This window comes from Archangium primigenium (genome assembly GCF_016904885.1).
Classification (GTDB): Bacteria; Myxococcota; Myxococcia; order Myxococcales; family Myxococcaceae; genus Cystobacter; species Cystobacter primigenius.
The window spans coordinates 1,142,034-1,156,741 of the sequence record NZ_JADWYI010000001.1 but is presented as its reverse complement, the minus strand read 5'-3'; the positions used below and the strand labels follow the sequence as shown (position 1 = coordinate 1,156,741).

Annotated in this window: 13 protein-coding genes; 8 read left to right on the top strand and 5 right to left on the bottom strand. The window is 71.2% G+C overall.

Annotated features, from left to right (window positions below; all coding sequences use genetic code 11):
• Positions 1-12: 12 nt before the first annotated feature.
• The gene (locus I3V78_RS04995; RefSeq protein ID WP_204485170.1) at positions 13-2,841 is read right to left on the bottom strand and encodes a CRTAC1 family protein; all 2,829 of its coding nucleotides are present in this window, start codon (positions 2,839-2,841) and stop codon (positions 13-15) included.
• Positions 2,842-2,952: 111 nt separating this feature from the next.
• Here I3V78_RS04995 and I3V78_RS04990 point away from each other — a divergent pair, with 111 nt between their 5' ends.
• Both I3V78_RS04990 and I3V78_RS04985 read left to right on the top strand, forming a co-directional pair.
• On the top strand, positions 2,953-3,588 hold the full coding sequence (locus I3V78_RS04990; protein ID WP_204485169.1) for a hypothetical protein: 636 nt from the start codon (positions 2,953-2,955) through the stop codon (positions 3,586-3,588).
• A 184-nt stretch (positions 3,589-3,772) separates the two neighbouring features.
• Positions 3,773-5,305, top strand: a complete 1,533-nt coding sequence (locus I3V78_RS04985) for a S8 family peptidase (RefSeq protein ID WP_239576299.1) — start codon at positions 3,773-3,775, stop codon at positions 5,303-5,305.
• Here the strand turns inward: I3V78_RS04985 and I3V78_RS04980 are convergent.
• On the bottom strand, positions 5,302-5,520 hold the full coding sequence (locus I3V78_RS04980; RefSeq protein ID WP_204485167.1) for a DUF3185 family protein: 219 nt from the start codon (positions 5,518-5,520) through the stop codon (positions 5,302-5,304). The two genes, I3V78_RS04985 and I3V78_RS04980, sit on opposite strands and share 4 nt — an antisense overlap.
• 195 nt (positions 5,521-5,715) lie before the next feature.
• Here I3V78_RS04980 and I3V78_RS40105 point away from each other — a divergent pair, with 195 nt between their 5' ends.
• Entirely contained in the window at positions 5,716-7,137 is a 1,422-nt protein-coding gene (locus I3V78_RS40105; RefSeq protein WP_204485166.1) for an ATPase domain-containing protein, read from the top strand.
• The gene (locus tag I3V78_RS04970; protein ID WP_204485165.1) at positions 7,134-7,493 is read left to right on the top strand and encodes a response regulator; all 360 of its coding nucleotides are present in this window, start codon (positions 7,134-7,136) and stop codon (positions 7,491-7,493) included. Before I3V78_RS40105 ends, I3V78_RS04970 begins: the two co-directional genes overlap by 4 nt.
• Positions 7,494-7,497: 4 nt before the next feature.
• On the opposite strand, the gene orn is transcribed toward I3V78_RS04970, so the two are convergent.
• Complete coding sequence (gene orn / locus I3V78_RS04965; protein WP_204485164.1) at positions 7,498-8,064, bottom strand: oligoribonuclease; 567 nt, start codon at positions 8,062-8,064, stop codon at positions 7,498-7,500.
• A gap of 51 nt (positions 8,065-8,115) precedes the next feature.
• Between orn and I3V78_RS04960 the strand changes: the two genes are divergently transcribed.
• Positions 8,116-9,030 (top strand): ribose-phosphate diphosphokinase, encoded by a 915-nt coding sequence (locus I3V78_RS04960; RefSeq protein WP_204485163.1) that lies wholly within the window; start codon positions 8,116-8,118, stop codon positions 9,028-9,030.
• Here the strand turns inward: I3V78_RS04960 and I3V78_RS04955 are convergent.
• Entirely contained in the window at positions 9,011-10,090 is a 1,080-nt protein-coding gene (locus I3V78_RS04955) for a HEAT repeat domain-containing protein (RefSeq protein ID WP_204485162.1), read from the bottom strand. The genes I3V78_RS04960 and I3V78_RS04955 overlap by 20 nt on opposite strands.
• Before the next feature lie 58 nt (positions 10,091-10,148).
• On the opposite strand from I3V78_RS04955, the gene I3V78_RS04950 reads away from it, so the two are divergent.
• The 3 genes from I3V78_RS04950 (at position 10,149) to I3V78_RS04940 (ending at position 14,365) form a co-directional block, all read left to right on the top strand.
• The gene (locus tag I3V78_RS04950) at positions 10,149-10,898 is read left to right on the top strand and encodes an enoyl-CoA hydratase (protein WP_204485161.1); all 750 of its coding nucleotides are present in this window, start codon (positions 10,149-10,151) and stop codon (positions 10,896-10,898) included.
• A gap of 210 nt (positions 10,899-11,108) precedes the next feature.
• The gene (locus I3V78_RS04945) at positions 11,109-12,065 is read left to right on the top strand and encodes an ABC transporter substrate-binding protein (RefSeq protein ID WP_204485160.1); all 957 of its coding nucleotides are present in this window, start codon (positions 11,109-11,111) and stop codon (positions 12,063-12,065) included.
• A complete protein-coding gene (locus I3V78_RS04940) occupies positions 12,062-14,365 on the top strand; it encodes a PAS domain S-box protein (protein ID WP_204485159.1) in 2,304 nt (767 codons plus the stop codon). The genes I3V78_RS04945 and I3V78_RS04940 overlap by 4 nt, the downstream gene beginning before the upstream one ends.
• Here I3V78_RS04940 and I3V78_RS04935 read toward each other — a convergent pair.
• Positions 14,335-14,553: a hypothetical protein gene (locus I3V78_RS04935; protein ID WP_204485158.1), complete on the bottom strand. Its 219-nt coding sequence runs from the start codon at positions 14,551-14,553 to the stop codon at positions 14,335-14,337. The two genes, I3V78_RS04940 and I3V78_RS04935, sit on opposite strands and share 31 nt — an antisense overlap.
• Positions 14,554-14,708: the final 155 nt, after the last annotated feature.

Genomic DNA, 14,708 nt, shown 5'->3' with positions numbered 1-14,708 from the left:
GACTTTCTTCCTCTAGGGGGCGTCGAGCAGGTTCGCCGTGGCCGAGGCCTGGCGGACGACATGGTAGCGATCGGCCTCGAGTTGCACCCGCTGCACCTCGCCGCCGTACCAGTGGATGGAGGCCGTCACCGGCCCGGTGTGGCGCCCCAGGCCGAAGTGCAGACGGGGATCCGCCGACGCGCCCAGGCCCCCGAGCAGCCCCACCTCCTGGACCTGTTCCACGCGCTGGCCCGCGTCCTCGTAGGACACGACGACGCGCGTGCCCACGGCGGGGCGGCTCGTGCTCGTGCCATTGCCCTCGAGGGACAGGCCCACGAAGTGCGCCGTGTCCCGACCCGCGCCCTGCATCAGCGTGTTGCGGTAAACAGACACCGGCCCGTGCTGGTTGGTGATGACGGCATCCAGGTCCCCATCGTCGTCCAGGTCCGCGAGCAGCACGCCGCGCGAGTTGTCCGGATCATCGAGGCCCAGCTCGCGCGCCACGTCCACGAAGTGGCCGGGCTTGGCGTCGCCCAGGTTCAGGTACGCGCGCCGCGCCTCGTTCGGGTAGACGGTGCGCCCGCGGATGTCGCCCCACTTGTCCGCGTACGTGTGCATCTCGGGGCCGGACTGCATCAGCTTGTGGTTGACGTACCAGTAGTCCTTGTTGCCCGTGTCGATGAGGTGATCCAACCGATCGTCCACATGGCCATTGGCCTGCACCAGGTCCGGCCACCCGTCGTTGTCCAGGTCCCCGGCCGCCGCGCCCCAGCCGAAGCGCTTCTCGTTGAGCGCGCCCCGGAACGTGGCCTCGTCCTTGAACGAGGGCACGAAGGCGTCCTCCCCGCGCGACAGCATCCACAGGAGGCTGCCCTCGGCCTGCAGCGCGTGGTGCACGTTGGACACGTAGACGTCCAGCCAGCCATTGCGGTCGAAGTCCGCCACGGACGCGTTCATGCCCTTGTAGGTGTCCTTGCCCACCTCGCCGAACAGCGAGCCCCGGACGCGGCGGAAGTGGCGGCCCTGCTCGTTGAGGTACACCTCGTCCGGCCCGAAGTCGTTGGCGATGTACAGGTCCGTCCACCCGTCCTGGTTCAGGTCCACCGTGCTCACGGCGAGCGACCAGCGCGTCTCGGTGAGGCCCAGGGTCGTGGGGTCCATGCGCTCGAAGGTGCCATCGCCCCGGTTGCGGTAGAGCGCGTTGAGCCCGCCGTTGTTGGCGTCGTGCCAGCCGTTGTGCATGAAGCGCAGCATGCGGCGGTCACCGGGGTACTCGGGCGCGGGCAATTGGAAGAGGTTGAAGGGCGTGGGCGTGGCATAGCCCGGCAGGTGCGTGGTGAGGGCATTGGCCACGAAGAGGTCCAGGTGCCCGTCCCGGTCGAAGTCGAGCATCGTCGCGGCGATGCTCACCGAGTGGTCCCCGACGCCGGCCTTCTGGGTCACGTCCTCGAAGGTGGCCTGACCCGTCTCGCGCAGGAGGTTGCGCAAGAGCCGCGAGGGCCCGAAGGCCACCGCGACGAGGAGGTCCTGATCCCCATCCCCGTCGTAGTCCACGAAGGTGCCACCGGAGGCGGAGCCCTCGCGGGTGAAGTTCGCGGCGATGGCGTCGAGCACGGGCAGCCGCACGCGCTCGAAGCGCAGGTCCCCCAGGTTGCGGTAGAGCGCCGCGCGATCCCCGTCGGCCTTGAGCGGGTTGGCCAGGAACAGGTCCAGCTTGCCATCGCCGTCATAGTCCCCGGCGGCCACGGCGTCCCCCACGCTCAGCACCCACTTGGACACGTGCAGCACCCGGGGGTCCACCCGCGTGAGCACGTCCCCCATGGTGGAGCCGAGCCCCGTGTGCGCGGCCTCCAGGCGCTCCATGTGGAAGGGCAAGGGCCGGGCCTGCTCGGCGGGGGCCACCACGAACACGTAGCCCGCCACGAGCGCCGCGCCCAGGCCCCCCACCGCGCCCAGGCGCTGGAGCGGCCCCGGGGACAAGAGGCCCGCCAGGTACGCCCGGCCGCCCTTGCGCCACAGGGAGCGGCCATGCAGGAAGAGGAAGCGCGCCGTGGCGCAGGTGAGCGCCGCGTAGAAGAACGTGAAGACGCTCTCCTTGAGGTGGAGCACCAGGTCCACCAGCGTGAGCGCGAAGGCGAGGAGGACCTGATCCCGGGGCCGCGCGGGCGACGTGCCGGGATCCGTGATCATGTAGAAGGTGAAGATGAAGAAGGGCGGCGAGCCGAGCGTGCCGAGGAAGAGCACTTCCGGGGGCAGGTGGTGCCGCATGATGTAGGCGCGCAGGGCCGTCTGCAGCGCGTAGAACGTGAGGAAGCTCACCACGAGCCAGCCCCGGCCCACGCGGAAGAAGAAGAGCACCAGCGCCGCCATGACGATGAAGGCGCTGAGCGCCACCTCGCCATTGGCCCACTGGTAGGCGGGCGCCGCGGTGATGAGCTCGCGCGTGAACAAGAGCGACGTGGCCACCCCGAACATGGAGGGGTTGAAGACGTGGCGGCCCTCGAACGTGAGCACGTACTTGGAGCCGATGGTGAGCCACACCGGCAAGAGCAAGAGCCAGCTCGAGTGCGAGTAGTTGAGCAGGAGCGCCAGCGAGCAGCACGAGATGTAGCCGCTCAGCGGGAACACCTTCTCCCGGCGCAAGAGCCACGTGAGCCCCGCGTCCAGCACCCCGCCGCTCACCACGATGGCGGCCATCTGCCAGGGGCTGCGGTTGAAGCCGAAGAAGGAAAAGCCCAGCACGCCATACAGGGTGAGGATGGCGGCGAAGGGGATGCGGGGATCGTTCCATCTCGGAAAGACCCATCCCCAGCGGAGGGCCTGGGGCCGCACCGGGCGTGCTGTCGGCTGTTCTGCGTTCATGTCGGGGTGTCTCCGAGGCGCGCGGCGAGCCTGCCGTGGCCCCGCTTCCCTGTCCAGGGCGCCCGGGGGCTTGCATCCAACCTCGCGAGCCTGCTCACCATGGGGCCACGCATGCTCTCTCCGCTCTCCCGCGTCCTGCTCGTGTGTCTCGTTGGCCTGTGCTCGCTCGTGGGGCTGCTCTTCTGGCGCCGACAGAACGTGAACAAGGCCCAGGGGGGCCGCATCTCCCCGCCCAAGCTCGCATGGCTGCTCTACGCCGTGTTCGTCTGGTTCCTGCTCTGCCCGCTCGTGGCGAGCGAGGCCGGCCTGCACCCCCACCTGCGCTGGGTGCTCGGCGGCTTCGCGGCCTTCATGTGGGCGCGCGGCGGGGCGGAGCTCTACATGCTCTACGTCACGCGCAACTGGCGCCCGCCCTACGGCATCACCCATGACGCGCTCAGCCTCGCGCTCGTGCTGGGCGGCCTCGGCGGCTACGCCCTGCGCCGCGACGCCCCGCCCACGTCCCTGGACCTGTGGGCCCTGTGCCTGCTCGGGCTCGTCACGGTGACGCTCGTCATCGAGATCCTCTACGCGGCGCTCTTCTTCCATGCCGTGGAGGGCCGCACCACCGGCGAGGACGGCATCTGGTTCGCCGACGAGGAGCAGGCGCGCTTCCAGCGCATCAACCGCATCACGTTCGCCTGCAATGTCCCGCTCTACGCGAGCCTCGCCGGCCTGCTCGCGGTGGGGTGGGGAGTCGGGGGCTGAGCGCGTGCCGACGTTCAGTCCTGGAAAACCCGATCAGGCCGTCATGTTTCCTTAGCGTCAAATTTCTGATAACAAGGCGTGCCTTTCCGCTCCAGTAATCCGAGGAGCCGGGGAGGTCCCCGGCCCTCGTCCCCGCAACGTTTCGCAAGGATGGATGATGAAGGCCACCTGTCTTGACTCCCTCATGGCGCGCGCGATGGTGTTGGGCGCGTGTCTGCTCGCGGCGCCCGCCCTGGGGGCCAGTGGCGTCAAGGTCCTGGAACCCCGGCTGTCCACGGTGAAGCCCACGAGCCCCGAGCTCGACGCGGAGACGCCCGTGGAGCGCGTGGTGGTGAAGTTCCAGGAGGGCACGCGCGTGCGGCTGCGCCAGGGCCTCATCCGCGCCATGAGCGGCGAGCGCAGCCAGGACGAGCGCGGCCGCATGGCGCGCCACGGGCTGAACGATCAGCGGCTGGACCGCGACCTGGGCGACGCCCAGCGGGAGATGAAGCGCTCGCGGCGCTGGGGCACTCCGGGGCGGCTCTTCCGTCAGGAAGAGACGGACCTGGCCCAGCGCAAGCAGCAGGCCGAGGAGCGCAGCGGCAAGGAGATGGCGGACCTGGACCTCTACTACGAGGTGCCGGTGGAGCCGGGCATGACGGCCGCCGAGGTGCAGGAGCTGGTGGACCGGCTCAACGCCATGGACAGCGTGGAGATCGCCTACGCCGAGCCCGTCATGTGGGCGGCGAGCGTGGCGGGCGAGGACAGCCGCGTGCCCGCCAGCGCGCGCCATGACACGCGCCAGGGCTACCTGGACGGGGCGCCCGCGGGCATCGACGCGCGCTACGCCTGGACGGTGCCCGGCGGCCGGGGCGCGGGCGTGAAGCTCGTGGACGTGGAGGGCGCGTGGAACACCCGCCACGAGGACCTGCCCACCTTCTTCCACCAGGGGGGCACGACCTTCGCGGACACCGAGTGGCGTGACCACGGCACGGCGGTGCTCGGCGTGGTGGCCAGCCAGGCCAACGGCTACGGCGTCACCGGCATCGCCCACGAGGCGTGGGTGGGCAGCCAGGGCATCGCCACCCAGAGCATGGCGAGCGCCATCCACCAGGCGGCGCGCGCGGTGGGCCGCGGCGGCGTGGTGCTCGTGGAGTTGCAGGCCCCCGGCCCGCGCGCGGTGAAGACGTGCGCGTGCAACCAGAGCCAGTGCAACTCCGTGCCCCTGGAGTACTGGCGCGCCAACTTCGACGCCATCGCCCAGGCCACCGCGCACGGGGTGCACGTGGTGGAGGCGGCCGGCAACGGCGGGGTGGATCTGGATGACCCCGTCTACCGCGGCGCCTTCGACCGCTCACAGCGCGACTCGGGCGCCATCCTGGTGGGCGCGAGCGCCTCCACCAACCACGCCCCCACCTGCTGGACCAACCACGGCAGCCGCGTGGACGTGCACAGCTGGGGCGAGAAGGTGGTGACGCTCGGCTATGGCGACCTGGCCGGCGCGAACGAGAACCGCGCCTACACCGCCACGTTCAGCGGCACCTCCAGCGCCGCCCCCATCGTGGCCGGCGCGGTGGCCTCGCTGCAGGGCGCCGCCCTGGCCTCGGGCCAGGGTCCCGTGCGCCCGCGCGTGATGCGCGAGCTCTTGCGCGCCACGGGCACGCCCCAGACGGGCACCCGGCACATCGGGCCCCAGCCGGACCTGCGCCGGGCCCTGCCCCGCCTGCTCGCGCGTTAGCGGCGCCGCCGCCCGCCGCCCACGGCGATGAGCAGCACGCCGCCCACCACCCCAGCGCCTCCGATGGCCAGGTCGCGCTGGGTCCGGTCCGAGTAGCGCCCGGTCACCTTCTGCGTGGCCTGCTCCAGGAACGAGTCGGTGGCGCGCCAGGCGCTCACCAGGAACACGGTGCTGGCGACGACGAGCATGAAGCCCAGGATGCGCACGATCCCCACGGTGTCTGTCCTCCTCGGTGATGACGGCATGAAGTCCCGGCACCGGGGGACGACAACTTCCCCGCCCTCGAGACTGTCGGGGACCCTACACTCCCTGGACTGTTCGGGCACCTTTCGACACTCCCAACGGAAAGGGTCCCTGGGTATGGCGCGACCCGTTAGTGTGCGCGCGCGAGAGGAGTCGGGTGAGGTGACGTGAGCCAGATCGACACCAGTGAAGAGGCCCCCCGCCGGGTCGCCACGGGCTGCGCCGGGCTGGACACGCTGCTGCATGGCGGCTGGCTGCACGGCGGCACGTACATGGTGACGGGCGCGCCGGGCACGGGCAAGACGGTGCTGGGCAACCAGCTGTGCTTCTCGCACGTGGCGGGCGGTGGACGCGCCGTGTTCGTCACCATGCTGTCCGAGTCCCACGGCCGGATGATGTCGCACCTGCGCGGCATGACGTTCTTCCAGCGCGAGGTGATCGGCCAGTCGCTGCACTACGTGAGCGGCTACGCCACGCTCAAGGCCGAGGGCCTGGAGGGCCTCTCGCGCCTGCTCTACCGCGCGGTGCGCGAGCACCAGGCCTCGGTGCTGGTGGTGGACGGGCTGCTCGCCGCCCAGGAGGTGGCCGCCTCGGTGCTCGTCTTCCGCGAGTTCCTCCACGCCCTGGGGGTGCACAACGCGCTGGCCGGCTGCACCACGCTGGTACTGACCAACCGCACCTCCAACGCGGCCGATCCCCAGTTCGCCATGGTGGATGGCGTGGTGGTGCTGGAGATGCACCGCGAGGGCCTCCAGGCGGTGCGCGAGGTGGAGGTCACCAAGCTCCGGGGCGACGCCCAGCTCACCGGCCGCCACGGCTTCGAGATCACCCCGCGGGGGCTCGTGGTGTATCCGCGCGTGGAGGCGCTCTACCCCGAGCCGCCCGAGGAGCCCGAGGCGCCGCCCGCGCGGTTGGGCTTCGGGCTGGGTCCGCTGGACACCATGCTCGATGGCGGGCTGCCCCCGCACTCCACCACCCTGCTGTGCGGCGTGCCCGGCTCGGGCAAGACGATGCTCGGGCTGCACTTCCTCGCCGAGGGCGTGCGCCAGGGCGAGCCCAGCCTCTACTACGGCTTCATGGAGACGCGCGCGCGGCTGCTCGCCAAGGCGCGCGGCGTGGACCTGCTGCCCGAGCCCGCGCTCGCGCAGGGGCTGCTCGCCGTGGAGACGCGCTCGTCGGTGGAGGTGCTCGCCGATGCCCGCGCCCACGAACTGCTCGCGATCGTGGAGCGCCAGCGCACCCGCCGCCTCTTCCTGGATGGGCTCAGCCCCATCCTGGCGCCGATGCCGCCCGCGCGCGCCTTCGCCTTCATCACGGCGCTGCTCTCGGTGTTGCGCGGGCACGGCGTCACCACGATCCTCACCCAACGCACGCCCCTGCTCTTCGAGCGGACCTCCCCGGGGCCTCCCGAGGGGCTGGAAGCACTCATCGACAACCTCGTGCTGCTCCGCTATGTGGAACAGCGCCCTCCGGTGCACCGCTTGCTGTCCATCCTCAAGATGCGTGAGAGCGACTACGACTCCTCCCAGCGAGAATTCACCATCTCCTCGGCGGGCATCGCCATGACCCGGCAAGGAGAGCGCCCATGAGCAAGCTGCTCATCGTGGACGACGAGGTGGCCATCCTCGAGGCCCTCACGGACATCCTCTCCGTGGAAGGCTACGACGTGACCACCGCCGCCAACGGCGTGGAGGGACTCAAGCACGTGGCCCAGGCCCGGCCGGACCTCATCCTGCTGGACCTGATGATGCCGTTGATGGACGGCCACGAGATGCTGCGCCGGCTCAAGGACGACCCGTCCCTGCGCACCATCCCCGTGGTGGTGATGAGCGCGGGACGCGTGAGCAAGTCGGAGCTGCACGGCAGCCGCTTCCTGGCCAAGCCCTTCGAGCTGGACGACCTGCTCGACACCGTGACGGCCGAGCTCGGCAAGACGCCCGCCTGAGGCCTCAGGCCCCGCCGGTCGGCGGGGGAACGAAGAGATGGGTGCGGTAGTGCGAGAGCTCGGCGATGCTCGCGCGCAGGTCGGACAGCGCCGTGTGGCCCGAGGCCATCTTGCGCTGCGCCACCTTGTCCGGATACCAGGCGTTGGCCAGCACCTTGAGGCTCGACACGTCCACCTGCCGGTAGTGCAGGTAGCGCTCGAGCATCGGCATGTACTTCACCAGGAAGCGCCGGTCGGTGTGGATGGAGTTGCCGCAGAGGATGCCCTCGCCCACGTCGCAGTACTGCGACACGAGCGCGGTGACCTCCCGCTCGGCCACCCTCAGGGACATCTGGGACTCGCGCACGCGCTTGGCCAGGCCGTTGCGCGTGTGCATCTCGCGCACGATGGGCTCCATGCGCGCGAGCGCCTCGTCCGGCTGCCAGATGACGCGCTCGATCTCCGCCTTGGGCACCAGATCCGGGCCGGTGATGATGACACCAATCTCGATGATGGCGCAGTCGTCGGGGTCCAGTCCGGTCATTTCCAGATCGAGCCAGACGAAGCACGGGGGAACGGAAGAGGAAGGCATGTGCCGGGCACTCTACCCCGAGCCCGGCGGATTGAGAGATGATGTGCGGCCATGGAACTCACCATCCTCAGTGGCGGTGCCAACCTTCCCCTGGGTGAAGCCCTCGCCCGCGCGCTCGGACGGCCCCTGGGCCGGGTGCACCTGGAGCGCTTTCCCGATGGCGAGCAATACGTGGAGATCCAGGAGGACGTGCGAGGCCGCAACGTGTGCCTCGTGCAGCCCACGGTGCCGCCGGTGGGGGAGAACCTGCTGGAGCTCTTGTTGATGGCGGACGCGTGCTGGCGCGCGGGCGCGGCGCGGCTCATGGCGGTGGTGCCCTACTTCGGCTACGCGCGGCAGGACCGGCGCCCGCACCCCGGCGCGGCCCTGGGCGGCAAGCTGGTGGTGGAGCTCCTCGAGCGCGGCCGCTTCGAGCGCATGGTGGCGGTGCACCTGCACACGCCCTCCCTGGAGGGCTGCTTCGGCATGCCGCTGGAGCACCTGGACCCCTCGCACCTCCTGGCCGAGGCGGCGCGGCCCCACGCGGGCCCGGGCGCGGTGGTGGTGTCGCCGGACCTGGGCGCGGTGAAGCTCGCCGAGCGCTACGCGCGTCAGCTCGGGCTGCCGCTGGCCATCGTGCACAAGAGCCGCACCAGCGGCTCGGAGGTGAGCGTGCGGGGCCTCGTCGGCGAGGTGGAGGGCCTGCGCCCCATCATCGTGGACGACATGATCTCCACCGCGGGCACCATCGCCGCCACGGCGGAGACGGTGCTCAAGGCGGGCTGCGCCCCGGACATCACCGTGGTGACGACCCACGCGCTCCTGGTGGGCCCCGCCGTGGAGCGGCTGCACCAGGTGCCCATCCGCCGCCTCATCTCCACGGACAGCGTGCCGCTCACGCGCGCCCTGCCCTTCCAGCATCAGGTGGTGAGCCTGGCCCCCCTGCTCGCCGACGCCATCTGCCGCGTCACTTCCGAGCGGCGCTGAGCCACGCGCGCCACGCCGCCACGTCCTCGCCCAGGTCCTGGCCCGCGAGCAGGGCCAGCACGTCGTGCGCGGGCTCGTGGTCCACGGCGTTCTTCATCTGGAACATCTGCAAGAGCGCCTCGCCCGAGCGCTCGAGGATGAGCTCGCGCCGCGCGGGCCCCTCCGCCTGAACGAGCGCCACGAGCGCCCAGCCCGCCTTGTTGCGGTCGCTCGTCACCGGATACCAGAGCGCCTCCAGCACGGGCTCCAGAGGGATGAGGGCGCGCGACTGGCCCTTCTGGATCGCGCCCAGGATGCGCAGCGCCTCGTTGCGCACCCCGGAGTCCGCGTCCTTCACCGAGGGCAGCACCGCCTGGAGGAGCCACTCGGGTGAGGTGACGTAGGGCAGCAGGAAGAGGGCGGTGGAGCGCTTGCCCGCGTCCCGGTCCTCGCGCAGCACGCGCACCAGGGCCTCGGCCTGACGGGGCACGCCCTCCACGAAGCGCGGCTCCCGCGGGGCCAGGTCCGGGTGCGCGAAGCCCGCGTGGCACACCTGGGCCCGGCACGCGCCCGTGCCGAACTGGGGCAGCGCCCCCTCGCGCTGGAGCGCCCAGACCCGCGTCTGGTAGTCCTTCCAGGCCGCGAGCAGGCCCTCCGGATCCGGCACGTCGCCCTCGGGCGCGGGGAGGAAGGGCATGCGCCAGGCGTCCCCCGCCTCGACCACGTCCGCGGTGACGAACATCTCGTGCGTGTCCAGCTGGGTCATGGACACCGTGCACAGCCGCCAGGGATGGGCCGCGAGCAGGCGCTGCTTGCTCGCGATGAGCGGCTCGATGAACGCGGGCTGGCTGGGGTCGAGCGCGGTGCCCGGCGCGGGCAGGGAGAACAGCGCGAGCAGCTCCTCGCGGGGCAGCGTGCGCACGCCGAAGAGGTCCACGCCCTGGAAGACGTAGAGGGGGCTGGACGCGGGGGGCGCGGTCGGGGACCCGGGGCGCACCTCCGGGTGGACCAGGGGGACACGGCGGGACGCGGTGCCACACGCGGCGCACAGGAGCACGAGACCGAGGAGCAGACGCTTCATGGGGGCCTCCGGAGGGATGAGGGCAGCATACGGGGCGCGGCGCGTTAGAGTCCCCGCCATGTCCGACACGCTGCTGACCCACCTGGAAGCCGGAGTCCTCACCCTCACCTTCAACCGGCCGCAGAAGAAGAACGCCTTCACGGGCGAGATGTACGAAGCGGCGACCCAGGCCCTGCTCGACGCCGACGCCAACGCCGACGTGCGCGTGGTGGTGCTCGCGGGCGCGGGCGGCGCCTTCACCGCGGGCAACGACCTCAAGGACTTCCTGGAGCACCCGCCCACGGGCGAGTCGAGCCCCGTCTTCCGCTTCCTCAAGGCGCTCGCGCACCACACCCGCCCGGTGGTGGCCGGCGTGGACGGCGTGGCGGTGGGCATCGGCACCACGCTGCTCCTGCACTGCGACTACGTGGCCGCCAGCGAGCGCGCCGCCTTCAGCATGCCCTTCATCAACCTGGGCCTGAGCCCCGAGGGCGCCTCCAGTGTCCTGCTGCCGCGCATCGCCGGCACCGCGCTCGCCGCGGAGCTGCTCATGTTCGGCGAGCCCTTCGACGCGGCCACCGCCCTGCGCGCCGGCCTCATCAACAAGGTCGTCCCCTCGGCCGAGCTCGACGCCTGGGTGAAGGGCCGCGCCGCCGCGCTCGCCGCCAAGCCCCAGGAGTCCCTGCGCCTCACCAAGCAGCTCTTGCGCGAGCCCCTGCGCGCCCAGGTCGACGACGCGCTCTCGCGCGAGGGCCAGCTCTTCATCCAGCGGCTGTCCTCCACCGAGGCCCGCGAGGCCTTCAGCGCCTTCCTCAACAAGAAGAAGTAGCCGCTCCCCCACAGCCGCACGGCAAAACTACAGCGCGCCTGCGCGGGCTGTTGGCCAGCGCGCCTCTACGCTTGGGAAATTGTGTCGGATTCACATCCTTGCGCGGCGCGCGCCGGGGAACACTGCTTTTCCAGTATTTGAGCGCTCCCTATGATGTCAGGTGCGTCAAACCTCCTCGGGAGGAGTGACGCGCCCGGGGGGGTTGAGGACATGCGAAGCGTTGGATGGACGGCCGCCGTGCTGTTGCTGCTCTCCGCGTGTACACGCGTGCCGGACCGGCCCTTGAAGGTGGGCACCTACCCGTGGGCGGGCAGCGAGCCGCTCTACCTGGCGCGGCAGCTCGAGCTCTACCCCCCGCAGAGCATCCACCTGGTGGAGTTCACCTCCACGCACCAGCTCGCGCGCGCCTTTCGCAATGGCGTCATCGACGCGGCGACGGTGCCGCTGCTCGAGGCGCTGCGCTTCGAGAACATGGGCCAGCGCCCCCAGGTGGTGCTCATGCTCGACTCCTCCAACAGCGCCGACTGCCTCATCGCGCGCGCCGAGGTGGAGTCCATCTCCGGGCTCAAGGGCAAGCGCGTGGCCCACGCGGGCGTGGCCTCGAGCAACTACCTGCTCGCGCGGCTGGCCGAGCGCGGCGGCCTGGAGCCGGGGGACCTGCGCGAGCAGATCCTCTCCGAGGCCGCCCAGGAGACCGCGCTCAAGCGGGGCCGGGTGGACGCGGTCCTCACCTCGGGTCCCCACTGCACGCGGCTGCTCGCGGGCGGGGCCATGCGCCAGCTCTTCGACAGCTCGCAGCTGCCCGGCGAGTTCGTGGACGTGCTCGTGGTGCGGCAGGAGGCGCTGGAGACCTGGCCCCGGCAGGTGGACACGCTCCTGCGGGGCTGGTTCGCCGCCCTCGCCCACTACCAACGCGAGCCCGACAGCGCCAGCCAGCACCTGGTGCCGCGCCTGGGGCTCGACGCGGAGCGCTTCCAGCGCACGCTCGACGGCATCCAGCTGGCCGGGGTGCACGAGCAGCGCCTGCACCTCATGGGGCACAAGCCCCGGCTGCAGGAGATGATCCGCCAGTTGGGCACCACCATGGTGCGCAACCAGTTGCTCACCGAGCCCCCCGACTCCGTGGGCCTGCTCAACGCCGAGCCGCTCGCCCGGGTGCTGCCATGAACCGCCACGCCCCCATGGCCTTCTGGCACCGCTTCCTCTCGGTTCGCTGGCTCATCCCCATCCTGCTCGTCATCGCCGCCACCAGCTTCGGCCTCTTCACGCTCAAGAGCGACGTGGCCCAGGGAGACCACCAGACCGAGCAGCAGGCCGTGGCGGAGATGACACTGCAGATGACGTACCTGCAGGGCACGCTCGAGCGGCTCCTGCGCATCGGCGAGCTGGCCGCGGTGCACGAGGAGGTGGCCGCCCTGGGCTCCAACTCCGCGCTGCAGCAGGGCCTGCTCATCGACGACGAGCACGCGGTGATGGCCTCCATCCGGCTCGCGCAGATCGGCCACCCGGTGCGCGAGGCCTGGACGGAGCTCACCCGGCCCCATCACCTGCAGCGCATGCAGCACGCGCGGCAGCGCATGGCGGGCAGCGTGCAGGTCAGCGAGGACGGCCAGCAGGTGGTGGGCTACTACCCCGTCACCCTGCACTCGGGCCAGCGCGGGGACAAGGTGGGCCTGCTGGTGCTGCAGCAGGACCTGACGAGCAACAAGCTCGCGCGGCGCGTGGCCGCCGAGCGCTGGGCGGCGCGCTCGTGCGTGGTGATGGGCTCGCTCGCGGCGCTCATGGGGCTGGTGGTGCACGTGGTGCTCGGCCGGCGCATCCAACGCCTGGTGTCCACCGCGCACCGGCTCGCCCAGGGCGAGTTGCACGCGCGCGCGGGCCTGAGGGGCGTGGACGAGGTGGGCCTGCTCGGCCGCGCCTTCGACGACATGGCCGAGCAGATGGACCGCAGCAACCAGCAGCTCCAGGAGAGCCAGGAGCGCATCCGCTCGCTCCTGGACTCCACCGCCGAGGCCATCTTCGGACTGGACCTGGAGGGCCACTGCACCTTCTGCAACCGCGCCGCGCTGCGGCTGTCCGGCCACGAGCACGCCGAGGCGCTCCTGGGCCGCTCGCTGCACGCCATCATCCACCCGGACAGCCCCGAGGACGCCGGGGACTGCCGCGTGTGCGCGGCCTTCCGCGAGGAGGACGCCATGCACGGCGACGACGAGCTCATCCGCCGGAGCCAGGGCGGCGACGTGCCCGTGGAGTACTGGAGCCACCCGGTGAGCCGCGGGGGCGAGCGCGTGGGCAGCGTGGTGACGTTCGTGGACATCGGCGAGCGCAAGCGCGCCGAGTCCACCCGCCGGCGCATGGAGGAGGGCTTCCGCACCCTCATCGACCACTCGCCGGACGCCATCTTCCTGCACCGCGCCGGCACGCTCCTGTTCGCCAACCGCGCCGCCGCCACGCTCCTGGGCCACGCGAGCCCCGAGTCGCTGCGCGGACTGCCCGTGTCCGAGCTCGTCCTGCCCGGCGAGGAGGGCGCCCTCACGGTGACGAGCCACGCGGGTGTGCCGCGCGAGGCCCGCTTCCGCCACCTGGAGGGCCGTCAGGCCGTGGGCGAGGTGATGACGGTGTCGCTCGTGTTCGAGGGCCTGCCCACCATCGCCTCCATCACCCGCGACATCACCGAGCGCCGCTCGGTGCAGGAGCGCATGCTCGCCACCGAGCGCATGGTGTCCCTGGGCACGCTCGCCGCGGGCGTGGCCCATGAAATCAACAACCCGCTGGCCTACATGCTCAGCAACCTGCACTTCGTGGACACCGAGGTGCGCGCCCTCTGCCCGAGCGTGGAGGTGATGTCCGGGGAGCAGGGCCGGGAAATCCAACAGGCGCTGCGCGAGGCCATCGACGGCGGCAACCGGGTGCGCGACATCGTGCGCGACCTGAAGACGTTCTCGCGCGGGGGCGACGACAAGCGCAGCTCCGTGGACATCCACACCGTGCTGGACTCGTGCGCGAACATGGCCCGGAGCGAGATCCGCCACCGGGCGCGGCTGGTGAAGAACTACGGCACCGTGCCGCCCGTCTACGCCAATGACTCACGGCTCGGACAGCTCTTCCTCAACCTGCTCGTCAACGCCGCCCAGGCCATTCCCCACGGCAACGCCACCCAGAACGAAATCCGCGTCACCACGACGATGAGCGCGGGCCAGGTGCTGGTGGAGATTCAAGACACGGGCGTGGGCATTCCCCCGGAGAACCTCACCCGCCTGTTCGACCCCTTCTTCACCACCAAGCCGGTGGGCGTGGGCACGGGGCTGGGCCTGTCCATCTGCCACGGCATCGTCACCGCCCAGGGCGGGCGCATCTCCGTGGAGAGCCACCCCAACCAGGGCAGCGTCTTCCGCGTCCTCCTGCCCGCCATCGAGCAGCCGATGGAGGGCTTCGCTCACGCGCAGCCCGAGCGCGTCGCGTCCTGAGCCTGGTCGCGCCGCAGCCGGCGCACCACCCGACCCACGTCCGCCTGCGACACCTGGGGCCACACCCGCGGCGGCGTGCGCGTCACGGGCGGACGCGCCGCCCGCGCGCGCTCCTCGCGCGCCTCCTCCTCCGACGACGCCCCCACCACCTCGAGGCTCCACGGCCGCTGCTCTTTCACGTGCGCCATCGCCACCTCCCGGAGGGGACGTCGTCCCTCGCTCCAACCACCTCCCAACCTAAAGAAGACTTCCCATACAGGTCAAGTTATCCAGGTTTTCAAGGGAGTCACTGTTTTGAACTGGAAAGGGACCCCACCCCGAGGGGAGGGGTCCCGCGGGGAGG